Origin of the sequence: Paenibacillus ehimensis NBRC 15659 (genome assembly GCF_004000785.1) — a bacterium.
Taxonomy (GTDB): domain Bacteria; phylum Bacillota; class Bacilli; order Paenibacillales; family NBRC-103111; genus Paenibacillus_G; species Paenibacillus_G ehimensis.
This window is the reverse complement of sequence record NZ_BILX01000085.1, coordinates 1-26608: the sequence shown is the minus strand read 5'-3', so window position 1 is coordinate 26608 and position 26608 is coordinate 1. Positions and strand designations below refer to the sequence as shown.

Genomic DNA, 26608 nt, shown 5'->3' with positions numbered 1-26608 from the left:
TACAAGCATAGTGTGCTGGTTATTCCGCTGTAGTTTTTTTTGCTTACTGCATCTGCCCTTGCGATTGATTCTGTTTGGACACGAAGTCGATCGTCCAATCGATCATCCCGTTCATCATATTGATGATCAGATTGATGACATCCTCGTCCGTGATCTGCGTGCCGCGGGTTTGTTTCAAGGCGTATTCCTGCATTTTGGTCTGCAGGTCGCTCGTCAGCTTTTTGAGCTGGATGAAATCGTTGGCCATATCGAACAGCGCATTGCTGTTTTGCCCTGAACCTTGATTGCTCTGGCCTTGATTCTGGTTTTGGTTTTGGTTGGACTGGCTTTCAAGCAAGCTTTTGATCTGCTGCAGCTCGTCGCTTAGAAACTGGTTTTGCTCGGTCAATTCTTCGATTTGTCCTTTCAGTTCGCGGTTGCTGATCATGGCGGCTCCTTCACTTAAGATTTTAATGGATATTTTACCCTGATTTTGTATGTATATCCGTTTGATATGGATATTTGGAAAAATAAGTTGGCCTCTCGCGCTTCCTCCAGTACAATAAGAGGATAGGCATGACGAAGATTACACGACGAGAGGAAATGAACCATGATACGATTTGCAGTTATCGGAACGAACTGGATTACGGAAGAGTTTATTCGCGCGGCGCGGGAATGCGAAGCGTTTGCCTTAACGGCGGTTTATTCGCGGACGGAGGAGAAAGCCGAAGCCTTCGCGGCCAAATTCGAAATCCCGCACAAGTTCACGGACCTGGAGACGATGGCGGGGAGCGACACGTTCGATGCCGTCTATATCGCCAGCCCGAATGCTTTCCATGCGAAGCACGCCGTGCTGCTGATGAATCACGGGAAGCACGTGCTCTGCGAGAAGCCGCTGGCGTCCAACCGGACAGAGGTGATGGAGATGATCGCCGCGGCGAAAGCGAACCGGGTGCTGCTGATGGAGGCGTTAAAATCGACGCTGCTGCCGAACTTCCGCGCCGTGCAGGAGCATTTGTCCAAAATCGGTCCGGTCCGCCGCTATGCGGCAAGCTACGGTCAATACTCCTCCCGTTACGATGCCTATAAGCAGGGGACGGTGCTCAATGCGTTCAATCCCGCGTTGTCCAACGGGTCGCTCATGGATCTGGGCGTGTACTGCATTTACCCGATGGTCGTGCTGTTCGGCCAGCCCGAGCGCGTTCAGGCGAACGGTCTGCTGCTTGACTCCGGCGTGGACGGGCAGGGTAGCCTGCTGTTAAGCTACGGGCAGATGGAAGCGGTGCTGACGCATTCCAAGATTGTCAATTCGTATGCGCCGACGGAAATTCAAGGCGAGCACGGCACCCTCGTCATCGATAAAATCAATCAGCCGGAGCACGTGGAAATCCGTTACCGCGACGGTTCGGTCGAGGTGTTGACCCGTCCGCAGAGCAGCAAGTCGATGTATTACGAAGTGCAGGAATTTATCGACGTTCTGCAAGCCGGAAGGCTGGAGTCTGCAACGAATTCGCACGCCAATTCGCTGGCCGCGATCTCGATCATGGACGAGGCCCGCAAGCAGATCGGGCTCCGTTTTCCGGCGGATGGAGCGGTGTGAATCAGGAATCAAGGAGGACTGGATATGGCGGTTGAAGAGATCAAATCGTGGATTGCCGACAGTAAGAACATTGTCTTTTTCGGGGGAGCGGGGACTTCGACGGAGAGTCAAATCCCCGATTTCCGTTCGGCCACGGGGCTGTATCAGACGGCCTCCCGGCATGCCTTTCCGCCGGAGGTCATGCTGAGCCGCAGCTTTTTTATGGAGCGTACGGCGGAGTTTTACGACTTTTACCGCGCGTGCATGATCCATAGGGAAGCCAAGCCGAACGCGGCTCATGAGGTGCTGGCGCAGCTGGAGCAAGCGGGGAAGCTGCGGGCCGTCGTCACCCAGAACATCGACGGGCTGCATCAGATGGCGGGCAGCCGTCATGTGCTGGAGCTTCACGGGTCGGTGCACCGGAATTACTGCATGGGCTGCGGCAAGTTTTTTGACCTCGATTACGTGACGAACGACGAGACGATGGTTCCCCGCTGCGATGCCTGCGGAGGGATTGTAAAGCCCGACGTGGTGCTGTACGAGGAAAGCCTGGACTGGGACATCCTGTCGAAGGCCAGAGCGCATATTGCGGAAGCGGACGTATTGATCGTCGGCGGCACTTCCCTTACCGTCAACCCGGCCGCCGCGCTGGTCGGCGAATATGCCGGCGACAAGCTGGTGCTGATCAACCAATCTTCGACGCCATATGACAGCCGGGCGACTCACGTCATCCGCGACTCGATCGGGAAAGTGCTGAAAGCTTTAGTGTCGTAGAGCGAGGCGCTCCAGTTTTCATATTTGCGCAGGGCTGCGCCTTGTTCGATCGCATGACGGGCGAGATAAATGCCTTCTTCGATCGAGCCGGCCTGGCCGCCGATCCATAAGCGGAGGGCGCTGTTGAGCAGAACGGCGTTCAAATAGGGCAGCTCGGCGTCGCCGCGCAGGACGGCGAGGGCTGTTTGCGCCTGCAGCCCGGCGGTCCATTGGACTTCCGGCACGTCGACCATCAGCTCGAACATTTCCGGGTCCACGATAAAGAGCTCGCTTCTTCCTTCCTTAATCACGTACGTCCGCGTCCGTTGATTGACCGCCGCATCGTCGGAGCCCTCCGTTCCTTGCACCACGATCCCTTTGGAGATTCCGAGCTCCAGCAGAAGCCTGGTCATTTTCTCAAAGACGGTGCCGTGGAATACGCCCATCGTCATATACGCCGGGTCGGAGAAGCGGAGCAGCTTCTCGGCGGAATTGAAAACCGTACGCAGGCCGAGCTCCAGACGCAGCTGACGCAGCTCCTTCAGCGGCGGGCACCACTCTTCGGTCGGCACGAATAAAAAGCCGCTGGCTTCCGCCGCGGCGGTCCAAGCCTCTCTGGGAATACCGGTTACGGGAATGTTTAAGGCATGGAGCACGTCGGTAAGCGTCACGCCCCATTTCGGCGGCAGGCTCGGACTTCCGTGCAGCGTTGCCGGAAGCCCGCAGGCCGCAAGCACGAAAGCCGTCGGGAACGTCGCCATGAACGTTCGTGTCCTGCCGTCGTAAGGACCTGCGCAATCCATGCTTCCCTTGACCGGATAAGTATGGCTCCGGCTTCGCAGGGCATCAATAAAAGCGCGCAGCTCGTCGGCCGATTCCATCTTGATGCGTTCGGCCATAAGAAAGGCGCCGCATTGCGACGGAGCCGCCTTGCCGGTTATGATCCACTCGGCCGCCTGCCGGGCTTCTTCGTAGCTTAAATCTCTGGCCCCGCGTTTTCCGCGCCCGACTTCTTGTAGGAAACCTATCATCGCTTACGACCTCCCTGATTCTCGTCCTGCAGCAATTGGTACACCTTGACGATCGAGGCGGCTACGTCGGACATCCGTTTGCGCTCATTCATGGCCTGCTTGCGCAGAAATTCGTACGCTTCCGCCTCCGAAATGCGCTTGATCTCGCACAAAATCCGCTTCGCCTGATCGACCCACTTCCGTTCTTCCAGCCGGGACAGAAGCTGCTCGCGTTCCTGCTGCCATTCGGTCCGCTGAAAATAATGGTTCACGGCAAGCAGGAGCGCGCAGTGAATTTCCAAGGCGCTCATCCCGGGACCGAGCATGCCGTCGATGGCGTGATGCAGTTTGCATTCGTGGCTGGGAAACGTCCGGCGGTCGCACCACCACAGCAGAGGAAGGCTGCGGGCGGCGGCGATTTTTTGCCGCCACGGCTCGACTTGGTGAGGGGCAACGGATAACAGGACAGCATCCGCCTTGGCTGCCAGAAACTGAGCTTCATGGTAGGATGAAGCGCTCTGCACGCGAAAGCCCATATCTTGCAATATCGTTTCGGCCGTTGCTTCCAAACCGGATGGACCGGAAGCCGGAACGGGTTCAGCGGACGATGGAGTGGAGGAATCAGGTGCAAACCCGTCGATGAGCAAAAACGATTGTAACATAAACAATACCCCCATCAAGGTTGTAATGCCGGTGAACGATAATTTGCGATAGTTTCGTGTTATATAATATAACAATAAATATAGCACAAAGCCCTGAAAGTTGTCGACATCGTTATTTATATAAGTATTTTACGAAAAATATGTCATGTTTGTTGACAATGAGGCCGGGGCGAATTATAATAACCTCATCAAGCTTCTCAGTTTTCTTGACACAACGGTGTGTCAAGCTTCCCGGCAACGATGCCTATCTCTGTACGATGTGCAGGGGTAGGCTTTTTATGTTTCGGCTACGATGACGTGGCCGCAAAGGCAATGAGGCCGACGAACCGTTCCGTTTACCACGGGCCCGTTTTGTCGGCTTTTTTCGCATCGCTTAAAGAGAGAAACGTCACGAAGGAAAAGGGAGAGGAGAGGTCCACATGATCGAACGCAAAAGTTTTTGGCAGAGCGGGCACAAGGGATCGTTGTTCAGTGCTTTTTTGTACTTCGATATGAGCTTCATGGTCTGGGTGCTGCTCGGACCGCTTGCAGTCATCATCTCGGGAGAGTTTGACCTGAATGCCGCGGAAAAAGCGAATCTGGTGGCCCTGCCCACTTTGGGCGGGTCGATTCTGCGGCTGGTGCTCGGCTATTTGACGGATAAAATCGGGCCGAAGCGGACCGGTCAGATCGGATTGGGGATTACGCTCGTCCCGTTATTGTGGGGCTGGCTGTTTGCCGACACGATCGGCGAGATGTATGCGATCGCGCTGCTGCTCGGCATTGCCGGGGCCAGCTTCGCAGCCGCTCTGCCGCTGGCCAGCAGGTGGTATCCGCCGCAGTATCAGGGGCTCGCGATGGGAATTGCCGGCGCGGGGAACAGCGGGACGATCTTCGCCACGCTGTTTGCGAACCGGATCGCCCAGTACTACGGGGACTGGCATGTCGTCTTCGGGATCGCGATGATTCCGATCGCCTTGACGTTGATCGTGTTTTCGATCCTGGCCAAAGACAGCCCCAATCAGCCCGCACCCAAAAAGGTGGCCGACTACGGAAAGGTGCTGAAGCAAAGGGATGCTTGGCTGTTCTGCCTCTTGTACGGCGTGACCTTCGGCGGTTTTGTCGGGTTATCCACCTATCTGACGATCTTTTTCAATACGCAGTACGGGCTGTCTCCGGTGAAAGCCGCCGATTTTACCACCTTATGCGTCATTGGCGGGAGCTTCTTTCGTCCGATCGGCGGCTGGCTGGCCGATAAAATCGGCGGCATCCGGATGCTGATGGGTCTATACGGAGTCGTCGCCCTGTTGATGGCCGGCATCTCCACCCTGCCGCCGCTTGCGGTAACGACGGCGCTGCTCTTCGCAGCCATGATGTGCCTGGGCATGGGCAACGGCTCGGTGTTCCAGCTCGTTCCCCAGCGCTTTCGCGAGGAGATCGGGATCATCACCGGCATTGTCGGCGCGGCCGGAGGACTTGGAGGATTTTTTCTGCCGAAAATTCTCGGCAATCTGAAGCTCTCCACCGGCTCCTTCGCATCCGGATTTTTGATCCTGAGCATCATCGCGCTTTCGTGCGCGGTATTGATCGCTGTGGTCCAAGGCCAGTGGAAGCGTACCTGGATTGGAGAAGGCGGCAAAGTGAGCGCGTCCCGCCGGGAAGGGATGGGGGCCGAAGCTCCTGTACAGTAAGTCGTTGATTCTCACAATGAAAGGATGATTGCTTCATGTCGAACAAACAAAAGCTGGTGCTCGTCGGGAACGGGATGGCCGGCGTCAACGTAATTGAGCATTTGCTCAAGCTGGCTCCCGGCAAATATGAAATTACGATTTTCGGCAGCGAGCCTCATCCGAACTATAACCGGATTCTGCTGTCCTATGTGCTCGCAGGCGACTCCAGCGTAGAGGATATTGTCATTCATCCATGGGATTGGTACAAAGCGAACGGGATCACTTTGTATACCGGGCACACCATGACGGCCATCGATACGCAGGCGCAGACGGTTACGAGCGACCAGGGGATCACGGTTGCTTACGACAAGCTGATTCTGGCCACCGGCTCGAATCCGTTCATGCTGCCGCTGCCGGGCGCGGATAAGGAAGGCGTGATGGCTTACCGCACGATCCGCGACTGCGAACTGATGATCGATGCGGCCAAGAAATACAAGAAAGCCGTCGTCATCGGGGGCGGTCTGCTCGGGCTGGAGGCGGCGAGAGGGTTTCTGAACCTCGGGATGAAGGTCGATGTCGTCCATCTCGGAGATACGCTGATGGAGCGCCAATTGGATCGAACGGCCTCCAAGCTGCTGCAGGAGGCGCTGGAAGCGCAGGGCATGAACTTTTTGCTCGAAAAGCAGTCGGCGGAAATCGTCGGGGACCAGCGGGTCGCGGGGCTGAAGTTCAAGGACGGCAGCGTGGCGGAAGCGGACCTGGTCGTCATGGCCGTCGGGATTCGCCCGAACGTCGAGCTGGCCAAGTCGATCGGGCTCGAAGTCAATCCCGGCATCGTCGTCAACGATTACATGCAAACGAGCATGCCGGAGATTTATGCGGTCGGCGAATGCGCCATGCACCGCGGGGTCGTGTATGGCCTTGTCGCTCCGCTCTATGAGCAGGGAGCGGTGCTTGCGAAGCATTTGGCCGGGGTGGAGACGGCCCCGTACGAAGGCTCGATCGTGTACACGAAGCTTAAGGTGTCCGGCGTGGACGTCTTTTCGGGCGGCCAATTTCTGGAGAGCGAGGGCTGCAAGACGATTCGCGTGCACGACGACTATTCGGGCGTATATAAAAAGGTCGTCATTCAGGATAACAAAATGATCGGCGCGGTGCTGTTCGGGGATACGTCGGACGGCACGCGGCTGATGCAGATGATCCGCGACGGCTCCGACATCAGCGGCATGGAGAAGGCTTCCATCCTTCGGGATTCCGGCGGTGAAGGAGGAGACGGCTCCGGGGTGGCCGCGATGAGCGACGATACGATCGTCTGCGGCTGCAACGGCGTCAGCAAAGGCGCGATCTGCTCGGCCATCCGGGAGCAGGGGCTGACGACAGTCGAGGAAGTGAAGAACTGCACCGGCGCTTCCCGTTCCTGTGGAGGCTGCAAGCCGCTGGTCGGCGAACTGCTCGCCTATACCTTAGGCGATTCCTACGACAGCACGTCCGTCAAAGAAACGATGTGCGGCTGTACGGAGCATTCCCGGGAAGAGATCGTGGACGCCATTCGCGAGAAAGGACTGAGCCACGTCCGCGAGGTGATGAACGTGCTCGGCTGGAAAACGGAGGAAGGCTGCTCGAAGTGCCGCCCTGCGCTTAACTATTACTTCGGCATGGTGCACCCGACGGTGTACAAGGATGATCGTACCTCCCGTTTTGTGAACGAACGGATGCATGCCAACATTCAGAAGGACGGCACCTACTCCGTCGTGCCCCGGATGTACGGAGGCGTGACGAGTCCGGCCGAGCTGAAGCGGATCGCCGAGGTGGCGGAGAAGTTCAACGTTCCGACGGTGAAGCTGACCGGCGGCCAGCGGATCGATCTGCTGGGCGTGAAGAAGGAGGATTTGACCCGCATGTGGGAGGAGCTGGATATGCCGTCCGGCTATGCCTACGGCAAAGCGCTTCGTACCGTCAAAACATGCGTCGGGGCGGATTACTGCCGGTTCGGCACCGCCGATTCGATGGGCATGGGCATCCGGCTGGAGAAGCGCTTCGAGCGGCTGAACACGCCGGCCAAGGTCAAGATGGCCGTGTCCGGGTGCCCGCGAAACTGCGCGGAATCCGTTATTAAAGACTTGGGCGTCGTCGCCATCGACGGAGGCTGGGAGCTGTATGCGGGCGGCAACGGCGGCGTGAAGGTGCGGGCCGGGGATCTTCTGGTCACGGTGAAGACGGAAGACGAAGTCGTGGAGTATACGGAGGCGTACCTGCAATTTTACCGTGAGAACGCCAATTACGGCGAACGGACCAGCGAATGGGTCAAGCGGGTCGGCATCGAAAGCATCCGCAAGGTCGTCGAGAATGCAGAGGAGCGCAAAGCGCTTTGCGAGCGAATGGACGTTACCTTGTCGGTTACGAAGGACCCTTGGAAAGAAGCGATCGAAAGCGAGAAAATTCAAAAAGACCTCTACGAAGTCGTTGAACTGTAAGGAGGAGAAACGTATGGGCGTAACACAGGAAAGGGAAAGCATCGTTTGGGTCTGGGCGGCCTTGTACGCTGAGCTGCCGGTCAATACCGGAAAGACCGTCCGTTACCAGGGGGATGAAGTGGCGCTGTTCCGGCTCGGCAGCGGCAGCGTCAAAGCGGTGCAAAACCGCTGTCCGCACAAGGACGGAGTGCTGGCGGAAGGGATCGTCTGCGACGAGCATGTCTTCTGCCCGATGCATGACCGCAGGATCAATCTTTCCTCCGGGCTCGTTCAGGCGCCGGATACGGGATGCGTCCGCACCTATGCGACCAAAATACAGGATGGAGCCGTCTATATCGGTTTTCCAATGTCGGCGGAAAAGGCTGGCTAATGTGATGTTCATGGGGGGACGACGGCGATGGCGATGGCGGACTCATCGGTTTTGTTAGACGTGAAGTCGGCAGCGAACGGGGAGACAGCGGCAAAAGCAACCACGGCGGAAAGCCGGTCATCCCACTGCTGCTTTTGCAGCATGCAATGCCAGATGATGCTCACTCCCGGCGATGATCATCGGGGCCTGGTCATCAAGCCGAGCCCGGATTTTCCGGTGGCATCGGGGCGCCTGTGCCAGAAAGGGCTTCATGCCTTGGAGCATGTGCTTCATCCGGAACGGATTACCGAGCCTTTAAGAAGGGCGGACCGGTTCGATTCTGTCGTTTCGCGATGCTCTGCGGCCGGCGGGCTTCAACCGGAAGCCTGGGATGTTGCTTTGAGGGAGATAGCTGGGCAAATCCGTCATATCCAGGCGAAATACGGCAACGACGCGGTTGCCATCTACGGCGGAGGCTCGCTGACCAACGAGGTCGGTTATTTGCTCGGCAAATTTGCGCGGGTGGCGCTGAAAACCAAATACATCGACTACAACGGGCGGTATTGCATGTCCTCAGCGGCTGCTGCCGCCAACCAGGCCTTCGGTCTCGACCGGGGCATGACGATGCCGCTTCATGAAATACCGCACGCACGCTACATTATTCTCGCCGGCACGAATATTGCAGAATGCCAGCCGACCATGATGCCTTACCTGCTCGCGGCCAAGAAGAACGGCGCCACGATCGTCACCGTCGATCCGCGCAATACGATGACCTCGAAGGCGGCGGACATTCACGTGCGGCTGCAGCCGGGCTTCGACTCCGTGTTCGTCAACGGCTTGCTTCATGTGATCGTAGAGGAAAAGTTATACGAGGAATCGTTTGTCCGCGAGCGGACGCACGGCTTCGAGCAGCTGGCCGAAGCCGTTAAGCTCTATACGCCGGATTATGTTGAGCGATTGACGGGCGTTCTTGAAGGCGTCGTTCGCACCATCGCCCGCGGGTTTGCCAAGGCGGAAACGGGGATTATACTTACGGCGCGGGGGTTGGAGCAGCAGGTCAACGGCGTGGAGAATACGCTCAACTACATCAATCTGGCCTTGATCACCGGCAAAATCGGCCGGCCCGGCTGCGGCTACGGCGCGGTGACCGGCCAAGCGAACGGACAGGGCGGCCGCGAGCATGGACAAAAGGCGGACCAGCTTCCGGGCTACCGCCTGATCGAGGACCCGGCCGCCCGCGAGCATGTGGCGAAGGTATGGGGGATCGACCCGGCCGAGCTGCCGGGCAAGGGCGTCTCCGCCTACGAAATGCTGCAAAAAATCGACGAAGGCGAAATCAAGGCGCTGCTCGTGCTCGGCTCCAACCCGGTCGTTTCGAGTCCCAACAATTCGATGGTCGAGCGCGCCCTGCAGAAGCTGGAGCTGCTCGTGGTCGTCGACTTGTTCGAGACCGAAACGGCCCGTTACGCCCATTGGCTGCTGCCGGGCTCGTCGTTTCTGGAGGGAGAGGGCACCCTGACGAATTTGGAAGGCCGAGTGTTCCACCGGGGCAAGGTGCTGGAGCCGCCGGGAAACAGCAGGCTGGATTACGAGATCCTATGCGGCTTGGCGAAAGAGCTGGGGAGCGGGGCTTTTTTTCGGTACGGCGGCATTGAGGAGGTTTTCAACGAAATGGCTCTGGCGACCGCCGGGGGCAAGGCGGATTACAGCGGCATCACGTATGAACGGCTGAAGCGGGAGAAGGGCATCTTTTGGCCTTGCCCGGCTCCTGAGCATCCGGGTACGCCTTATTTGTTTCAGGAACGCTTCCATCATCCCGACGGGAAGGCCAGGCTGTTCGGCATCACGCCCAAACTGCCTGCGGAGCCGGCCGACCGCGACTACCCGTATGTGCTGACAACCGGGCGGGTAGCCAGCCATTACTTGAGCGGGGCGCAAACGAGGCGCACCGAGGGACTGAACAAAAAAGCGCCGGTGCCCGTGGCGGAAATTCATCCATGGCTGGCGCAGAAGATCGGCTTGCGTGTGGAGGACCGCATCCGGATCACGAGCCGCCGGGGCTCGCTCGTGTTTCAAGTGAAGGTGACGGAAGGCATCCAGCCGCGCACCGTGTTTGTGCCTTTTCATTGGGGGGAGCAGTTATCGGTCAACCGGCTGACCAACGACGCCCTGGACCCGACCAGCAGGATGCCGGAATTTAAGCTGTGCGCCGTGAAGGTGGAGCGTGTAGGTAGTGTGTGACAGCCGCGAGTTTTTTGAGTGTTCTTCCCACCTCAGTTTGGTTTGAACCAGAGAGATTGGTCGGCCGATGGTGTCTGCTCTTAATAGTTACATTCCATGTTGATATTGGGGGATGGTATGGATCGTGATCACTTACTATTTTTTGCGATGATACTTAAGAGGGGATTTCAAAAGGTGATAGTTACGTAAAATTTTTTTAATCTGATCGGCAACGTTGATTAAACCACTCGGTTTGAACATTTCATTGCTCTATATAATATTAAGTTTGATAGAACATTAAGATATTAACAAAACAGTCCTTCTCCCTTGAGTGAAGGACTGTTTTTCATTTAAATGTATACTTTCTTATTGGCGAGTAAAGTGAAAATCGTACTTTTGACCGTAGTCAAACATGTCAGCTTTAATTCGAAAATATATCTTACCACCAGCCGGTACGGTTGTACCGAATGAATCAAAGCCTCCGGGGCCACTTTCGTTGGAGTAAAGCGTGTATTCCTGCCCCGAAGGGGTAATGAGGAACCCTGTAATATCATAGTTTAATCCGGCAGGGGATTGTAAACCGGCCCAAATAAATTTGTTACTGCCCGTTTCATTGTCCCAGTAATACCAGTCTTCATCACTAGGGGAAAGGAGTGATGGCGTGTAATGAAAATCTGGGTTAGCCCATCTTGCATCGGAACGCGTGTCATCCCCAATATTAGCAGAAGCGCTCTGTGTTCCAACAGCTAACAAGATAGCAGATGCAATTAGAGATGATAATAATTTTCCTTTCATTTGAAAACCTCCTATATTTTTGTAATTTCTACTTTATTATAGTGTTTTTGTGTAGTTGTATCTATATTACTGAACTACTAATTTTGAATTAATATTTATAGTAAGTAATTCCTATAATTTATATTAATTAATAAAATTATAATTAATTTCATGTAATTAAAAAAGCTTTGTAGATATAACCTCCAAATCATATCTGTTAGTAAAAAGAGAAATTTGAATGAATGGGACGGCAAAGACAACATCTATAAGAAAGCCCCTCTGTTTCTTGGTCAATGGCTTGATGTAACTATGGCCGCCTACCAACGACTAAAAATCGCCCTTTAGCTAAGTTAAGGGTGGAGGACGAGTAGCATTCGGCCACGAGGCTGGAAAAGGCTCGAAAGTTCTCATCATAAGCTGAAAAACGGTCATTGGGGATGTGCTCGTGAGTAAAAGATTCAACCCAAAAACAGAGGAGCAGAGCAATATTCTAGTGCGAAAAAAGGATTATCCGTTGTTTATGGATTAGAAGATATAGGTTTCGGCAGAGTGTTGGCGGTATACTTGATGGAGAGTTAAGTTAATATTCATGATCCCCTATATACATAAATCATCTCGTAGAGGTATAATTTTACAGGGGAAATATCCTTGAATATATCCTCAAACAGTAAATGCTCAATCACCTCGACCAATAAATACTTTTATTCATTCGGGTATCATTCAGTAAAACGATCATTACGATTAATACGTAGCGCACTTAAAGCCCCTCATTGCCGCAAATTTGTAACTGCTTTGTAACCTATCTATAGTACAAACGAATGTGACAGATCATGGACTATAGGGGTCGAGCATATGAGAAAGGATTCAATGGATTGGCTGGCAGCCAGAAGTGCCTTAACTCCCCTTCGAACGGCGGCAATAAACGCAGAGACGGGAGAATCGTGGAGCTACGCTCAAATGAACGAACGAGCCTGCCGTCTGGCGGGCTATCTGGAAGCGGCAGGCGTAGCGCCCGGAGATCGTGTCGCTGTGCTTGCGCAGAATGATCTTTGCTGCCTGGATGCGCTGTTTGCGTGCATCAAGCTGCGCGCCGTATTCGTGCCGCTGAACTGGCGTTTATCCGGCGGCGAATTACACGCTATTGTAAGCGATTGCACACCGAAAGCTTTGTTGTACCACAGCGAACTGGAGCCGTTGGCGCGCGTTCTGGTTGCTCCAATCACGCTGCCAGCAGGCGGGGTTGAATACGAGGGCATCGTCAGCTCTGCTATTCCGCCGAGACATCTGGAAGCAGAGCGCGGCGATGAAGCGGCAGAAAGCTGCATGATGATCTATTCCGGCGGAACGACCGGAAAACCTAAGGGTGTCGTGCTGTCGCACCAATCGGTGCTGTGGAACATGTTGAATACGATCGTAAGCTGGAATTTGACGGCAAGCGATGTTACCTTGACGTCACTGCCATTGTTCCACACGGGAGGAATTAATGCGCTTTGCCTGCCGATTTTGTACGCCGGCGGCACTGTGGTGGTAAGCAAAGAAGCCCGGGCGGAGCCGTTAATGGAACTGATTCAGCGCTATGCCTGCACGATCGTGCTGATGGTGCCGACGATGTACCGGATGATGATCGATTTGCCTGCATTTGCGCATGTGCAATTTCCGCATGTGCACACGTTTCTCTCCGGCGGCGCTCCATGCCCGACTGCCATCTACGAAGCCTTCGAGAGCAAGGGGCTGACGTTTAAAGAAGGCTATGGTTTAACGGAGGCGGGGCCGAACAATTTTTATATGGATCCGCGCGCTGTCGCCCAGAAGCGGGGATCGGTCGGGAAGCCGATGATGCTGGTACAGGTGAGAATTGTTTCAGACAGCGGCTGCGAAGCGGCTATTGGAGACGTGGGCGAAATATGGCTGCGCGGCAAACATGTGTTCCAAGGCTATTGGAATCAGCCGGAGACGACGGAATCCGCCTTTGTGGACGGCTGGCTGCGGACAGGCGATCTGGGCCGGCAGGATCAGGATGGCTTCTACTACATCGTAGGCCGTAAAACAGACATGATCATCACAGGCGGAGAAAATGTATATCCTGTCGAGGTGGAGCAGATCATGCTGGAGCACCCCGCTGTTAAAGAAGCGGCAGTCGTCGGCATTCCCGATCCCAAATGGGGGGAATCTATCGCCGCGGCGGTTGCCTTGCACCCGGACCATGGGCTTACCGACGAGGAGTTGAGAAACTACTGCATAGGCAAAATCGGAAAGTATAAGATTCCTAAAAGGTTTTTGTTTCTGCAGGAGCTGCCCAAAACACATGTAGGCAAAGTGGATAAGAAACGGATCTGCCAAATGTACCAAGAAATGAACGGGTAGCATAGTGGAGATATAGACGGTTGTAAAAGGCGGTTGATTAAAACGATGACTGCGGCAATTGTCCAAACGAAGCTGATACCTCCCCCGCTCAAAAAAACGATACTGCTGCGGCCGACTCTTAGCAAAAAGCTAAAGCGCTGCGAGCAGCATCCGTTAACGCTTGTTTACGCCGGTGCGGGATACGGAAAAAGCACAGCGCTCTCTGCTTTTTTTCAAGTCGAAGCCACGGCTTGCTGTTGGTACAGCGTAGGCGCGGAAGACAGGCAGCTGGCCACGTTTGTCTTCTATTTGATCCATGCCGTTCGGTCAAATCATCCGCATTTTGCGGACGGTTGGATGGATATGGTAAACGAACAGACATGCGGCTGCGAATCGCAAGAGAGCGCCCGCCTGCTTTGCTCTTTGTTTGTTAATGAGCTTTTGGCGCTGTCTCAGGAAGTGTTCCTTGTAATCGATGATTACCACCATGTGGCGAATCATCCGATAATTGATGACTGGATGCAAATGTTTATGCAGTACGCGCCGCATCATGTCCATGTCCTGGTGTCGAGCAGAATCTATCCGTCGTGGGATATGCTAGCGACGTTGAAAGTGAAAGGAAATCTGCTGGAAATCGGGGAGCATGACCTTGCATTCAGCATGGAAGAGCTCGAAACCTTGTTTGCCGATAGTTATGAATTTTTGCTGCACGAGGGCGATGTTCAGGAAATTTACCGGCAAACGGAAGGCTGGATTACGGCTGTCCATGCGATGTGGCAGCAGATGTCTGCCGCCAGAAATACGTCTGCCGATTTGCACCGATTTCTGATGCTGGAAGTGTGGCGGCACCAGAATGAGGAGATTCGCGGGTTTGTGGAACAAACCTGTGTGCTGGAAACGTTTGCGCCTGCTCTTTGCGATGAACTGCTAGGCTTGCAGCCTTCTCATTCCCGGCACATGATCGAGCGAATCGAGCGCTTGGGGCTCTTTTTGCAGGCCTATGCGGATACCGGCTATCGTTATCATCCGATGTTCCGCGAGTTTGTCAGGCAGCAGCTTCAAGCAAAACCGGAGCAGTATGCGCTTGCGCATCAGCGTGCCGCCGACTACTTCGAGCGCAAACAAAAATGGCTGGAAATGATCGATCATCTGTGCGCTCTGGACCAGTACGAGAAAGTCGCACAAGCGATTCATCAACACGGCCATAAGCTGCTTAGGCTCGGGCGGCTTGAACATTTGCTTGCGATCATCGCCCGCCTTCCGAAGCCTTTGAAAGACCGCTACTACATGGTGTGGATGTATGAGGGGGACGTGCACCGGTACCGCTATTCGTATGACCGCGCCATTTTTTGTTACACGAAGGGCGAGCAGTTGGCTATGCAAGCGGGCTATTCCTCGGCCTCCAATCTGGCTCTTGAGCGGAAAGCCCATATTTTCCTTGATACGATCGAGCCGGGGAAGGCGGAACAGCTTTTGCAGCAGGCGCTTGTCGTGATGGAAGCTGACGGAGCGTCAGAGCAAGGCAGTGTGCGTCTGTACAGCTTAATCTGCGAAAATCTCGTCAATGCCGGACGATTAAAGGAAGCGGAAGTGTGGTACCGAAGATGCAAGGCGCTGCAAGCCGATTTTCAGGATCATGTGCTGGAGGCGCGGCTTCATTTGCGTTCCGGCCGTTTGCAGGAGGCGCGCCAAGCGCTGGAGCGGAAATTGCGCTGCGAAGATGCGGCGGCAGACGGGCACTTGCCCAAATCACACCGTGAAACATCGGTTTTATTGTCTTTTATTGAAGCTTTGGCCGGCAACTCGGAGAGCTCCAAGAAATGGGCGGAGCGCGGCATCATGCAGGGGGTATCCGGCAAAGCTCCTTACATGGAGGCTTGCGGATGGATGCGCATGGGAAATGCTGCGCTGCTCTTGCCCCGTTATGAGCTTGGGCTGCCTCTTTCTTGCTATCGTACAGCGCTTGAGATGATGGAAGGGCTTCAAGTTTCCAGAGGAAAAGCGGAGCCTTGGATGGGGTTATGCTTGTTGTACGGTCGTGAAGGAGCGACAGAGCTTGCTATGGAGTACGGGGCGCAGGCATTATTGGAAACGGAAAAAGCGCACGATCTCTGGTTGTCGGCGTGGATTCGGCTTGGCATGGGCATTGCTGCCGTCTGCGGCAGCAGGTGGGAAGATGCCGCGGAAAGGCTTGCCCTTTGCGAATCGGACTTTCAGGCGTGCGGCGACGGGTACGGGATAACCGTTGCGATGCTGTGGCAATCTCTGCTTGCGCACCATACGAAGAGGGAGCATTTGCGGGATCGCTGCGCTTCGCGTTTTCTCAAGCTGATGAAAGAAGGCGGCTACGAGTTTTTACTGCACAAGCGTACGCTATTCGGGCCTCGCGATCTGAGGCAGCTTGTTCCGATCCTGCTGGAAGCGCACAAAAAGAAACTGGACATCAGCTACACCTCCGTGCTGTTGTCCGATCTGGGAATCGAACAGCTGACGTACCATCCTGGCTATACGCTGCGGATTCAGACGTTAGGCGGCTTTAAAGTGCTGCTTGGAGAAAAAGAAGTAACGGAAAAAGATTGGCAGCGCGGCAAAGCGAAAGAGCTTTTTCAACTATTCGTCACAAGAAGAAAGCACATGCTGCCCAAAGAGGAAGTGATGGCGCTGCTCTGGGGCGATCTGGACGATAAGGCGGCCTATCGCGATTTTAAAGTGGCGCTTAACGCGCTCAATACGGCATTGGAGCCTGAGCGGCAGGCGAGAGCCGCCCCCTTTTTCGTGGAGCGCAGCGGCAGCTTGTACGGGCTGAGCCTTGCCTCCGGCTTGGAGCTTGATGCCGCGGCCTTTGAGGATGGAATCAGGCACGGTCTTGATGCGAAGGAGCGTCAGGAAGCCATCGACATGCTGCAAAAAGCATTAAGCTTATATGCAGGGGAGTATATCCCCGAGCGAAGATACGAGGACTGGTGTGCGCAGGAGCGGGAACGGCTGAAAGCGCTGTTCTTGAGAGGGGCGCAGCGTTTGGCGGAGCTTCATGCGGCTCAGGGTGACTTCGATAAGGCCATTTGCTGGTGCGAGCGGATTATCGAGAAAGATCCGTGCTGGGAGGAAGCGTATCGCTTGGGGATGAAGTGCCACTACGGCAACAATAACCGCCACCAAGCGCTTAAATGGTATGCCCGATGCAGCAAGGCGCTGGAGGCGGAGCTTGGGGTGGAACCGATGCCGGCGACAAAACAGCTATATGCCAAAATGACACAACAGAAGTGGAGCGAATCATGATGACGAGTGCAGTACCGATAGGTATCGTAAGTACGGGCATGTACATCCCGGAGACGTTCCAGACAAGCAAGGAAATCAGCGAGCTGTCCGGCGTGCCGCAGGACGTGGTCGAGAATAAGTTCGGCATTCTCCGTAAGCCTGTGCCAGGGGCCGATGACCACAGCTGCGAGATGGGAATTCGTGCGGCAAGGCTGGCCATTGCCAAAGCTCAGCTTGATCCGGCAGACATAGATCTGGTCATCTACATCGGCGAAGAACACAAGGAGTATCCGGTGTGGACGGCGGCTATGAAGCTTCAGCAGGAGGTAGGGGCGATCCGCGCTTGGGCGTTTGACGTCGGTATGCGCTGCAGCACGACGGTGATGGCTTTAAAGGTGGCGCAGAGCCTGATGATCGCCGATCGTTCGATCCGCACCGTACTCTTGGCGGGCGGTTATCGCAATGGCGATTTGATTGACTACGGCAATCGGCATACGTCATTTATGTTTAACCTCGGAGCAGGCGGAGGGGCGATCCTGCTGCAGCGCGACTATGGGCGCAATCGTGTGCTGGCAAGCCATTTGATCACGGACGGCTCATTTAGCGAAGATGTGATCGTACCGGCCGGCGGTACGAAGCATCCGCTTACGCTCGAAGCGATAGAGCAGCGAAAGCATTTTTTCCACGTTCTGAATCCGCAACGGATGAAAGAGCGCCTTGAAGAAAAGTCCATGGGCTACTTTTTGGAGGCGGTCCGGCAATCGCTTGCGAAGAGCGGGTATACCGAAAAGGACATCGCTTATGCGGCGATGCTGCACATGAAGAAATCCGCTCATGATTACGTGCTTCGCCAGCTGGGATTATCCGCTGACCAGTCCATTTATTTGAACGAATTCGGTCATATCGGCCAGTTCGATCAAATTTTATCTTTAGAGCTGGCCGCAAGCAGCGGAAAGCTAAAAGATGGAGATGTGGTTGTTCTGATTAGCGCCGGCATCGGCTATGCATGGGGAGCGACCACGATCCGATGGGGGGATGCCGATGCAGGAAATTGAGTTCAAGTCGATACAGCTCTCGAACGGCGAAACGATGGCCTACCGTTTGCGCAGAGGCGCCGGAACGGCGACCGGCCGGACGCTGCTGCTCGTGCACGGCAATATGACTTCATCCGTGCATTGGGATCTGTTTATGGAAAGCTTTGACCCGTCTCATACGCTGATTGCTGTTGATTTGCGAGGCTTCGGCGCTTCTACGTATCATGTGCCGATCCACAGCATAGCAGATTTTTCGGAGGATCTTCGGCTGTTTGTGGACGGACTGAGCCTTACTTCATTCACGCTGCTGGGCTGGTCGATGGGCGGCGGAGTCGCCATGCAGTTCGCAGCTTCGCATCCGCAGTACGTCGAGACCTTAATTTTACTGGCGTCCATGTCAACAAGAGGCTATCCGTGCTGCGCAGAGGAGAAGGATGCGCAGTCTGGGCGAGTACGGGCGAGAAGGCTTCGCACCCGAGCGGAAATTGCCGAAATGGACAAAACGAAGCTGGTGCAGCGGGCCTATGATCACCGGGACAAAGCATTTTTGCGCAATTTGTGGAATCGTCAGGTTTATGTCATCCAAGAGCCGGATGAAGTCCGGTACGAGACGTATTTGAACGACATGCTGACGCAAAAAAATTTGCTGGACGTATACGATGCCATGAACCGCTTCAATATGAGCGTCAAGGATCATGAAGCAGGGAGCGGCAGCGGCGATGCGGCAAGACTTTTGATGCCAACGCTTGTTTTATGGGGGAGCCGGGATAACGTAGTCACCCGTCAGATGACGGAGGAATTGGTAGAGGATTTGGGCGGGCATATCGTTTACAGGGAATTGGATCATACGGGCCATTCGCCTATAGTGGATAACCTGGCGCTGCTCTGTCAGGTTGTAGCCGAATTTATGGAACGGGGGAGACAAGTATGAGACTGCAAGGGAAAACAGCGCTTATTACGGGCGGAGCCGCCGGCATTGGCCGAGAGACAGCAGCGCTTTTTGCGCAGGAAGGAGCGCGCGTCATTATAGCCGACTACAACAAACAACAGGGGGAGGAAGCGATTCAGGCATTGCTGCAAAAGGGAGCGGATGCGCATTTTATCGAAGTGGACGTATCCGACAGCGGCAGTGTCAACAACATGGCGGCAGAAGCGCTGGCGCGATACGATGCGGTCGATGTCTTGATCAATAACGCGGGAATTACGCAGGATCGTACGCTGGCCAAAATGACCGAAGAGGAGTGGCATCGGGTCATTCAAGTGAATTTGAACGGCGTTTTCTATTGTACCAAGGCGCTCATCCATTCGATGATCGAACGCGGAAGCGGGAAAATTATCAGTACGGCATCGATTGTAGGCGTGCATGGCAACATCGGACAAACCAATTATGCCGCGGCCAAAGCGGGAATTATAGGAATGACGAAAACGTGGGCGAAGGAGCTGGGTCCGAAAGGCATTCAGGCCAATGCGGTTGCGCCGGGCTTTATTGAGACGGGGATGGTGGCAAACATGCCGGAGAAAGTGATTCAGCAGATGCTGGAGAAAATTCCGCTCCGCCGCCTTGGGCAGCCGATCGACGTCGCGAATGCGTACTTATTTCTTGCTTCCTCCGAATCGGATTACGTCAATGGCACTGTACTGGAAGTAAACGGGGGTTTAGTCATCTAAGCAAGCCTAAACAAGCGCTCGCCGTCTTCTGCAACTGAAATGCAACCGCTTCCAATTAGGATGAAACTATGCGTTAAGGGACGCATAAAAACACGGTGCGGCTGTGACTTTTGGCTATGCGCGAACAGTCGCCATGAAGGGAGATTGGATACAATGTACAAAAGATGGTTGCCACCGGCCATAACGGCGCTGTTGATCGTCTGCGCGCTGCTCGTACCGCATGCTGGGGTGAGCGGAGCACAGGAAGCAGGGGCAGCGGGAGCTGCGGAAGTTGCAGGAGGAACGGCAGAGGCAGCGGCATCCAATTTGGTGCTGGAGCAGACGTTTACAACGGTTAGCAATGGATGGAGCAAGGTGGAGCGCTGGAAGGACAACAATCCGATGTTCGCTGTCGAGGACTACCCCCAAGACGGGCGAGGCGATCAGGACGGGCAGCGCCTGACGTTTTTCGGTGGGGTGAAAAAACCGCATTCCAGCCGCTTCTTGCTGTACTACGCTCCGAAGTACGACACCAATCCGGTAAAAACGCCGGTTCTGCTCGTGCACGGAGCTAACGATAATGCGGATCGCGCTTGGGCGAATCCGAATGAGCTTGGCTCCTACGGCTGCGGCGCAATATCGTGCCCTGGCACTGGCATGATGCAGGACTTGGTCGGCAAAGGCTACAAAGTATTTGCGATTAATTTTCCGCATAAGCAAGGGGACAACTATTACAGCGCCGAACAAATTCACGATGCGATTACGATTATCCGAAACGTAACAGGTGAAAGCAAAGTCGATGTTATCGGCTGGAGCAAAGGCGCTTTCGCTTCGCGGATGTATGCTTCCTCTGTCAAAAAAGCGGGGGGCACGAGCTACAGCCAGGATATTCGCAAGCTGGTCTTGGTCGGCAATCCGAACAAAGGATTCGATTACATTTTCCGCCACGGCTGGTCGCATAATCTTAGCATTTTCCCTGAATGCGGCGGTGTTGTCAATGCGCCTTCTCCGCACACACAAATGGTTTGCTGGGGGATATCGAGGAACCATCCCGAGCTGTCGATTTACAATACGGCCTCAGGCAATTTTTTCCCGGGGCAAAAGCAAATGCTTGCCAAATGGGTAGACGAATATCCGCTTCCTGTGCTTGAGCAAGATTGGTACACGACTTACCACGGCGGTCAGGGCTTCTTTACGAATAGCAACGGGATCGACGCTGCGATTCAGCAGGGATCGTTGGTTGAACCCATTTTGAATGCGGGAATTCCAGCCAGTATTCAGACCTATTTGCTGTCGGGAGATCAAAATGACATTCCGGCGATTCATAGCGAACACACGGGTCCGAGCGATGGCGTCGTCTTCATTGCAAGCGCGGCAGCGGTGCAAGGAATCGGCAATGTCGCCGGCAACGTCACGGTGCAGCATAATCATTTGCAGCTTGGCTGGGCGGCTGCTTCTGTGAACCAGATTGATCAGTGGCTCAAACAAAACTAACGATCCATGGGAGGAATCTGCATGACCCTAACGACTTTACAGCCTGAATCGATCCAAACCGGCCGCTTGCATGTTTCCTATTTATCCGCGGGCAGCGCTGAAAATCCGCCGCTTCTTCTTATTCATGGCAACGTCTCTGCGAATGTATTCTGGGACGACACCCTTCGTGCATTGTCCGAGGAGTACTGGGTGCTTGCTCCGGATTTGCGCGGATACGGTCAAACGGAAGCGCTCCCTATCAATGCAACGCGGGGGCTGCGCGATTGGTCCGACGATTTGAAGTCGTTTTTGGATGCTCTCGGCATGAGTCAACCCGTACATGTGCTGGGCTGGTCGCTGGGAGCAGGAATTGCCATGCAGCTTGCCATCGATCATCCTGCGGCTGTTCGTTCGCTCGTTTTGATGTCCCCGCTTTCGCCATTCGGCTTTGGCGGCACCAAGGACGAGTGGGGAACGCCTTGTTATGACAATTACGCCGGTTCGGGCGGGGGAACGGCAAACCCGCAGTTTGTCGCCTGTCTCAGCGGCAAAGACCGCAGCGAGGAAGAGCCGAACAGCCCGCGCAATATTCTGAATCAGTTTTATTTTAAATCGCCGTTTCGCGTTAGCGGCGAGCGGGAGGAGCGTTACCTGGACGCGATGCTGTCCACCCGCATTGGCGACGCTCATTACCCTGGAGCCTACGAGACTTGCGAGCATTGGCCCGGTGTAGCTCCGGGAACGGAGGGGATCAACAATGCGATGTCGCCCAAGTATGTCAATCTTTCGCCGATTATACATATCGAACCTAAACGGCCGATCCTATGGATCCGGGGCGCGGACGACGCGATCGTGTCAGACAGCTCATGGTTCGATTTGGGGTATTTAGGCAAGCTTGGCTACGTTGAAGGCTGGCCCGGCGAAGAGGTGTATCCGCCGCAGCCCATGGTTTCCCAGATGCGCTGCGTGCTTCGACAGTATGAGGAAGCGGGCGGCAGCTTCGAGGAGTTTGTCGTTGGGGACGCAGGGCATGCTCCGCACATTGAGCAGCCTGAATTTGTATTCGCGAAGCTGAGGTCATTCTTGTCTTTGATGGAGTAGAGGGACGAAGCCGCTGCCGGCGGGGCACGCAATAGTCAATGGATGGATTATGACGGACCCCGCTTGCAAACATACCGGCATGGCTGTGACGCTTTATTTTATGGGGAGCGGTAAAGCATAATGGCCAAACGCTTTATCCAACAGTGCGGCTGCCTCCTGCCGAAGCAAAGGCTGCTTGGAACGGAAATCGACAGTGCCGTCCGCCTGTACGGTTGTATCCGGATCGATAACACCCTGCGAAACCAGTGCAGTAACGGCCTCAACCGCCCACGCATCCGTTTGACCGCTCAATTGAACTTTGGACGCAGGCTTGAGTTCTTTCAGGTTTTGAATCATGACCGCTGCCGTCTGCCTTGTAATGATCGCATTCGGATCAAAGGAAGGAAGACCGGTGAGCATTTGCCTCTTCGTGCTATCGATGGCCCAAGGGATCCCATGCCATCCATGGGCACGAAGCAGCACGTCGGCAAACTCGCTTTGCGTCATGGATGCCTGCGGCTCAAAGCGGCTGCCTGATTTCGCACCCATAATATCCAGGGCGTGCAAAACGTCAATAAAGCTTTTATATTTACTTCCCTCCGCTACATCCGAAAACGGCTGCTTCCCATGGATTTTTTGCGAATCCGATACAAAGTGATTCCCCTCCATATTATTGTAATAAAAATATTCAATCGATCCGCGATGGTCTTTTTTAAACGCCAGCTTGTTGCCTGATTCGTCTTCAAACAGCAGTGGAGTAATCATCTTGAATGTGTGCTTGCCCATTCCTGTCTCCATCAGCAATTTCCCGTCGGCGTACGAAAATTTCGATTTCAAGAAGAAAAAGCGCGTATTCTGATACAGTCCTACGTACTTTTCCGCATCCTTTTCATCCAAATGGACATAAACAGGTTTCTCGAGTGTTTTTGTTTCGGGAAAATAATGGTCCATAAACGCCTCATACACGTCCATACTCATCATCACTGTTTCGTTGTTGTACGACATAGAAAATGCCGTATTCTTCTCGGGTATTACTACGATCAAGGATTGATGGCCCGTTACATTCCCGCCTTTTATAACGACACGCTGGCCATTCGCCAGTTCGTTGCGGTAGCCTTCGAATCCCCCTACGGTGGTCTGCGGAATGCTTTTATCGGCGACCACCTGGTACGTGAGCATCTGCTCGGCCGTCTTTTCGCTTACCAACTGTTGGTCTCCGTATTTTCCTTTTTGCAGCAGCATAGTCAAGTACTTGGCCATATCTTCGCCAGTCGATATGATGCTCCCCTGCGGCCCGTCGGTTGGGGCATTCCAGTCCATTGGAACGAGATCACCAGCCAGATCATAGTGAGCGGCCATGCGATTGTTAAGCTCCGGGGTTAGGCGTACGCTAGTCGAATTCATGCCGAGCGGCTTGAACACATTTTTGTCCATATACTGATGAAACGGCATGCCGCTTACATTCTCTATCGCATATCCTGCCAGCAAGAAACCAAAGTTGTCGTACGTATAAGCTTCACCGGGGGGCCGGACCACCGTCGGCATATGATCCAGGATGAACTGCTTCATCGGCATGTCTTTATTTGCAAACTCGGGTGAATAATAAGAAGCAATATCCGGAAAATCAAACCCGGTCGTGTATGTGAGCAGATCAAACATGGTCAGTTTTTTTTCGGTCTTGTTTGGAATCTTCATTCCTCCCAAATACGTTTGGATGTCCTCATGAAGGTCAATTTTCCCTTGATCGGCAAGCTGATTTGCGGCCAGCCCGGTGAATGTCTTCGTGACGGAACCGATTTGGAAGACGGTATTTTTATCGACAGGAATTTTCTTTTCCTTATCGGCATAGCCGTATCCCTTACTTACCAATACTTTTCCATCCTTGACCACAACGAAATTCGAACCATTAACATTGTGTTTTTTCATTACTTCTGCAAATAAAGGATCGGCAAACGCCTCTATTTCCTTGGCATCCTGAGGGCCATTCAGGTTCGTTTTGTCCACCGCCTGTGCCGATTCCGGCTTTCCATCGGATGGTGTGCATGCCGTCATCAGGGTAGCACATAAGAATAGTGCCGCCATATTCAACTTGGGTTTCATCTTGCTCATCGTTAGTTCTCCCTCTCATCCTTTTTCCTAAAACTTAGGTTCGGTACTGCCCTTCCTCCTTCTCTTGGGTTTAGTATGGCAAACAACGTGTCATAGGAGAGAGTTATTTTCTGTCATCATTTTTTATCCCGCGACCCGCAAGCGAACTCCCCGCCGAGATGACAAAATGTCATATGACGCTCATGCTGGGCAAATGCACCGGATAAAATAAAAAAGCACGGGCCTGTTCCTTTTTTCAAAGGTACAGACCCATGCTGTCTTCCCAAACCATCTATCCTTGATTCCCGAAAACTTTTTGTACGGCCTCTTCTCGATTGCGAACGCCAAGCTTAGTATAAATCGTGGAAGCATAATTTCGAACGGTTCCTTCGGACAAATACAATTTGGCCGCGATCGTTTTATAGCGAAGCCCCTTGGATAAGCATTGCAAAATATCCATCTCCCGCGGGGTCAACCCCGAAGGAGGAGGAAGCGGTTTGTCCGGCTCTGCCGGTTGCTCCCGAAGGGCTCCTCCCCCATAGTTATGAATCAACTGGTTGGTGACATCTTGGGCGATCATCATCACCCCGCGATGTACGAGACGTATCGTTTCGGAAAGCTCCCGAGGCTCCGAAGACTTTAATAAATACCCGTCCGCCCCGCTCCGCAAAGCTTCAACCGCTTTTTCGGTCTCTTGAAACGTGGTCATGATCAGCACGCGGACACCCGGATGCTTTTGCTTCACCCGTTTGGCCGCTTCCACACCGTCCATGCGGGGCATATGTAAATCCATGAGAACGACATGAGGGCGAAGCCGCTCGCATTGTTCCAGCGCCTGCTCCCCGTCCTCCGCAAGTCCCACGACTTCGAAATCTTTTTCTCTCGCCAAAATCATTTGAAGGCTTTCCCGGATGGATGGCTGGCCGTCAACCAACAGCAGCCGGATCGCTTCCTCCTGCTGCTCCGCCGGCCTGGGCAATGTGCAGGTTACGACCGTTCCTTCGCCCGGCTTCGAGTGGATGGACACCTGCCCCTGCAAATCGGAAGCCCGCTCCTTCATCGCCGTTAAACCAAAACCCGCTCGGAGTTCTTCGGTGCTAAGCCCGTTGTCCTGCACTTCCAGCCGAACCTGCTTCTCCTCGAAATGCAGGCTGACCGCAATTTCATCCGCCTGTCCATGACGTACGGCAGTTGTCAGCGATTCCTGCAGACACCGGTGCAGGGTCATCTTGACCTGTTGGGATACCTGAACCTCCTCGCCCAAGGTCCGTAGTCGAACCGTCACTTTAGTCAACGCCTGAAATTCGGCCGTCAATGCCTGCAACGACTCTACAAGGGTACGCGAATCTTGCGCAGCCCCGGCCTGATGCACATATTGGCGGACTTCATCCAGGCTGCCGCGGGTTAGTTGTAACAAGGACTCGAGCTTCCGCTCCCCTTCCGGGGTGTTCACTTCCGAGCGTAACGTTTCAAGCCCCATCATAATGGAGGTAAAGGAATGTCCCATCGTATCATGAAGGTCTTTCGCGAGCCGGTTTCGCTCTTCCGCCAATGTCAGGCGCTCCACTTGCGATGCATATTGTTCCAGCACGGCATATTGATCACGAATCATTTCACTTTGCCGATGGTTCACCACCAGCAATTGAAAGGCGAACCCTACAGCGTAAATGAGGCCGAATTGGAGGATCATCGTCATCAGGTCGCTTGGTTCAGACAATTCCGCGAATAAGGCCGGGATGACAAAGATGGTCATCGGGGCTGACCAACGGTATGACTTTTGGGCGCTATTGCTGGCAATCATAAAAGTTGGACCTAGAAAAGCCACGTAGGCTTCGGGGAACAGGGAGACCGCGTATAAGCATAATCCCCCGGATATGATCATTTCCGAGACCAGGTAATACGCATAGTGCTTTTGCAAACAAACCCAAGGAATGGAAAAAGCTGCAATCCCCCACAGAGCCCCTAACCAGAAAGGGATGGTCAGCTGTTCGGAAAAATGCTCCAAAGTAAAGAGAAGCGAAACGAAAAGGATGGTCCGAATGACGAACATCATCCAGTCATACCAAAACCAACGCTTTATAAAGTCCAGCAATGAATCACCCTCAGTGCGCTTTATTATGTATTTTTTTATCCTACTAATAGAGGAGCTTTTATGCAAGGGGAAAGGGGGAGTTATGGGAGCCTTGGCCAAGCCCAGTCGGCTGTATTGTCCAACGCGGCTAAAGCAGTCGCTTGG

General features: G+C 54.1%; 20 protein-coding genes. 14 read left to right on the top strand and 6 right to left on the bottom strand.

The features are described from left to right. Positions 1–43: 43 nt before the first annotated feature. The gene (locus PEH01S_RS29610) at positions 44–427 is read right to left on the bottom strand and encodes a hypothetical protein (protein WP_025848382.1); all 384 of its coding nucleotides are present in this window, start codon (positions 425–427) and stop codon (positions 44–46) included. 162 nt (positions 428–589) lie between these two features. On the opposite strand from PEH01S_RS29610, the gene PEH01S_RS29605 reads away from it, so the two are divergent. Both PEH01S_RS29605 and PEH01S_RS29600 read left to right on the top strand, forming a co-directional pair. Then, positions 590–1579, top strand: a complete 990-nt coding sequence (locus PEH01S_RS29605) for a Gfo/Idh/MocA family protein (protein WP_025848380.1) — start codon at positions 590–592, stop codon at positions 1577–1579. A gap of 24 nt (positions 1580–1603) precedes the next feature. Continuing rightward, positions 1604–2332: an NAD-dependent protein deacylase gene (locus PEH01S_RS29600; RefSeq protein ID WP_025848378.1), complete on the top strand. Its 729-nt coding sequence runs from the start codon at positions 1604–1606 to the stop codon at positions 2330–2332. On the opposite strand, the gene PEH01S_RS29595 is transcribed toward PEH01S_RS29600, so the two are convergent. Then, entirely contained in the window at positions 2281–3342 is a 1062-nt protein-coding gene (locus PEH01S_RS29595; protein WP_025848377.1) for an anthranilate phosphoribosyltransferase, read from the bottom strand. The two genes, PEH01S_RS29600 and PEH01S_RS29595, sit on opposite strands and share 52 nt — an antisense overlap. Beyond that, positions 3339–3983, bottom strand: a complete 645-nt coding sequence (locus PEH01S_RS29590) for an ANTAR domain-containing response regulator (RefSeq protein WP_025848376.1) — start codon at positions 3981–3983, stop codon at positions 3339–3341. The genes PEH01S_RS29595 and PEH01S_RS29590 overlap by 4 nt, the downstream gene beginning before the upstream one ends. Before the next feature lie 422 nt (positions 3984–4405). Here PEH01S_RS29590 and PEH01S_RS29585 point away from each other — a divergent pair, with 422 nt between their 5' ends. Genes PEH01S_RS29585 through PEH01S_RS29570 form a run of 4 tightly spaced genes read left to right on the top strand, consistent with a single transcriptional unit; the run spans position 4406 to position 10696 of the window. After that, a complete protein-coding gene (locus PEH01S_RS29585) occupies positions 4406–5653 on the top strand; it encodes a nitrate/nitrite transporter (RefSeq protein WP_127489761.1) in 1248 nt (415 codons plus the stop codon). Positions 5654–5688: 35 nt separating this feature from the next. Next, positions 5689–8106 (top strand): nitrite reductase large subunit NirB, encoded by a 2418-nt coding sequence (nirB, locus tag PEH01S_RS29580; protein WP_127489753.1) that lies wholly within the window; start codon positions 5689–5691, stop codon positions 8104–8106. A 13-nt stretch (positions 8107–8119) separates the two neighbouring features. Then, positions 8120–8476, top strand: a complete 357-nt coding sequence (gene nirD, locus PEH01S_RS29575; protein WP_025848371.1) for a nitrite reductase small subunit NirD — start codon at positions 8120–8122, stop codon at positions 8474–8476. Between the two features lie 33 nt (positions 8477–8509). Then, positions 8510–10696, top strand: a complete 2187-nt coding sequence (locus PEH01S_RS29570) for a molybdopterin oxidoreductase family protein (protein WP_127489759.1) — start codon at positions 8510–8512, stop codon at positions 10694–10696. 345 nt (positions 10697–11041) lie between these two features. Here PEH01S_RS29570 and PEH01S_RS29565 read toward each other — a convergent pair whose 3' ends face one another. Continuing rightward, on the bottom strand, positions 11042–11470 hold the full coding sequence (locus PEH01S_RS29565; protein ID WP_127489750.1) for a hypothetical protein: 429 nt from the start codon (positions 11468–11470) through the stop codon (positions 11042–11044). 831 nt (positions 11471–12301) lie between these two features. Here PEH01S_RS29565 and PEH01S_RS29560 point away from each other — a divergent pair. From PEH01S_RS29560 to PEH01S_RS29530, 7 genes are all read left to right on the top strand, one after another. Next, positions 12302–13813, top strand: coding sequence for a class I adenylate-forming enzyme family protein (locus tag PEH01S_RS29560; protein WP_127489748.1), 1512 nt, complete (start codon positions 12302–12304; stop codon positions 13811–13813). A gap of 45 nt (positions 13814–13858) precedes the next feature. Then, a complete protein-coding gene (locus PEH01S_RS29555) occupies positions 13859–17071 on the top strand; it encodes a BTAD domain-containing putative transcriptional regulator (protein WP_127489746.1) in 3213 nt (1070 codons plus the stop codon). Continuing rightward, entirely contained in the window at positions 17071–18105 is a 1035-nt protein-coding gene (locus tag PEH01S_RS29550) for a 3-oxoacyl-ACP synthase (RefSeq protein ID WP_127489757.1), read from the top strand. The genes PEH01S_RS29555 and PEH01S_RS29550 overlap by 1 nt, the downstream gene beginning before the upstream one ends. Continuing rightward, positions 18092–19015 (top strand): intracellular short-chain-length polyhydroxyalkanoate depolymerase, encoded by a 924-nt coding sequence (phaZ, locus tag PEH01S_RS29545; protein WP_127489744.1) that lies wholly within the window; start codon positions 18092–18094, stop codon positions 19013–19015. The genes PEH01S_RS29550 and phaZ overlap by 14 nt, the downstream gene beginning before the upstream one ends. After that, entirely contained in the window at positions 19012–19752 is a 741-nt protein-coding gene (fabG, locus tag PEH01S_RS29540) for a 3-oxoacyl-ACP reductase FabG (protein ID WP_025852436.1), read from the top strand. The genes phaZ and fabG overlap by 4 nt, the downstream gene beginning before the upstream one ends. Before the next feature lie 153 nt (positions 19753–19905). Continuing rightward, positions 19906–21225 carry an esterase/lipase family protein gene (locus tag PEH01S_RS29535; protein ID WP_127489742.1) on the top strand — a complete coding sequence of 440 codons (1320 nt, stop codon included), beginning with the start codon at positions 19906–19908 and terminating at the stop codon, positions 21223–21225. Positions 21226–21246: 21 nt separating this feature from the next. Further along, positions 21247–22305, top strand: coding sequence for an alpha/beta hydrolase (locus tag PEH01S_RS29530; protein WP_127489740.1), 1059 nt, complete (start codon positions 21247–21249; stop codon positions 22303–22305). A gap of 93 nt (positions 22306–22398) precedes the next feature. On the opposite strand, the gene PEH01S_RS29525 is transcribed toward PEH01S_RS29530, so the two are convergent. Next, positions 22399–24393: a serine hydrolase gene (locus PEH01S_RS29525; protein ID WP_127489738.1), complete on the bottom strand. Its 1995-nt coding sequence runs from the start codon at positions 24391–24393 to the stop codon at positions 22399–22401. Between the two features lie 271 nt (positions 24394–24664). Continuing rightward, the gene (locus PEH01S_RS29520) at positions 24665–26425 is read right to left on the bottom strand and encodes a helix-turn-helix transcriptional regulator (protein ID WP_127489755.1); all 1761 of its coding nucleotides are present in this window, start codon (positions 26423–26425) and stop codon (positions 24665–24667) included. On the opposite strand from PEH01S_RS29520, the gene PEH01S_RS35190 reads away from it, so the two are divergent. Next, positions 26412–26608, top strand: a 197-nt coding sequence (locus tag PEH01S_RS35190; protein WP_218032720.1) for a hypothetical protein, incomplete at its 3' end; no start/stop codon positions are given. The genes PEH01S_RS29520 and PEH01S_RS35190 overlap by 14 nt on opposite strands.

What these genes read in the sequence shown, in the direction of transcription:
- PEH01S_RS29610 (WP_025848382.1), bottom strand. Translation starts at nt 427, where the DNA reads ATGATCAGCAACCGCGAACTGAAAGGACAAATCGAAGAATTGACCGAG.
- PEH01S_RS29605 (WP_025848380.1), top strand. Translation starts at nt 590, where the DNA reads ATGATACGATTTGCAGTTATCGGAACGAACTGGATTACGGAAGAGTTT.
- PEH01S_RS29600 (WP_025848378.1), top strand. Translation starts at nt 1,604, where the DNA reads ATGGCGGTTGAAGAGATCAAATCGTGGATTGCCGACAGTAAGAACATT.
- PEH01S_RS29595 (WP_025848377.1), bottom strand. Translation starts at nt 3,342, where the DNA reads ATGATAGGTTTCCTACAAGAAGTCGGGCGCGGAAAACGCGGGGCCAGA.
- PEH01S_RS29590 (WP_025848376.1), bottom strand. Translation starts at nt 3,983, where the DNA reads ATGTTACAATCGTTTTTGCTCATCGACGGGTTTGCACCTGATTCCTCC.
- nirB (WP_127489753.1), top strand. Translation starts at nt 5,689, where the DNA reads ATGTCGAACAAACAAAAGCTGGTGCTCGTCGGGAACGGGATGGCCGGC.
- nirD (WP_025848371.1), top strand. Translation starts at nt 8,120, where the DNA reads ATGGGCGTAACACAGGAAAGGGAAAGCATCGTTTGGGTCTGGGCGGCC.
- PEH01S_RS29570 (WP_127489759.1), top strand. Translation starts at nt 8,510, where the DNA reads ATGGCGGACTCATCGGTTTTGTTAGACGTGAAGTCGGCAGCGAACGGG.
- PEH01S_RS29565 (WP_127489750.1), bottom strand. Translation starts at nt 11,470, where the DNA reads ATGAAAGGAAAATTATTATCATCTCTAATTGCATCTGCTATCTTGTTA.
- PEH01S_RS29560 (WP_127489748.1), top strand. Translation starts at nt 12,302, where the DNA reads ATGAGAAAGGATTCAATGGATTGGCTGGCAGCCAGAAGTGCCTTAACT.
- PEH01S_RS29555 (WP_127489746.1), top strand. Translation starts at nt 13,859, where the DNA reads ATGACTGCGGCAATTGTCCAAACGAAGCTGATACCTCCCCCGCTCAAA.
- PEH01S_RS29550 (WP_127489757.1), top strand. Translation starts at nt 17,071, where the DNA reads ATGACGAGTGCAGTACCGATAGGTATCGTAAGTACGGGCATGTACATC.
- phaZ (WP_127489744.1), top strand. Translation starts at nt 18,092, where the DNA reads ATGCAGGAAATTGAGTTCAAGTCGATACAGCTCTCGAACGGCGAAACG.
- fabG (WP_025852436.1), top strand. Translation starts at nt 19,012, where the DNA reads ATGAGACTGCAAGGGAAAACAGCGCTTATTACGGGCGGAGCCGCCGGC.
- PEH01S_RS29535 (WP_127489742.1), top strand. Translation starts at nt 19,906, where the DNA reads ATGTACAAAAGATGGTTGCCACCGGCCATAACGGCGCTGTTGATCGTC.
- PEH01S_RS29530 (WP_127489740.1), top strand. Translation starts at nt 21,247, where the DNA reads ATGACCCTAACGACTTTACAGCCTGAATCGATCCAAACCGGCCGCTTG.
- PEH01S_RS29525 (WP_127489738.1), bottom strand. Translation starts at nt 24,393, where the DNA reads ATGAGCAAGATGAAACCCAAGTTGAATATGGCGGCACTATTCTTATGT.
- PEH01S_RS29520 (WP_127489755.1), bottom strand. Translation starts at nt 26,425, where the DNA reads ATGATGTTCGTCATTCGGACCATCCTTTTCGTTTCGCTTCTCTTTACT.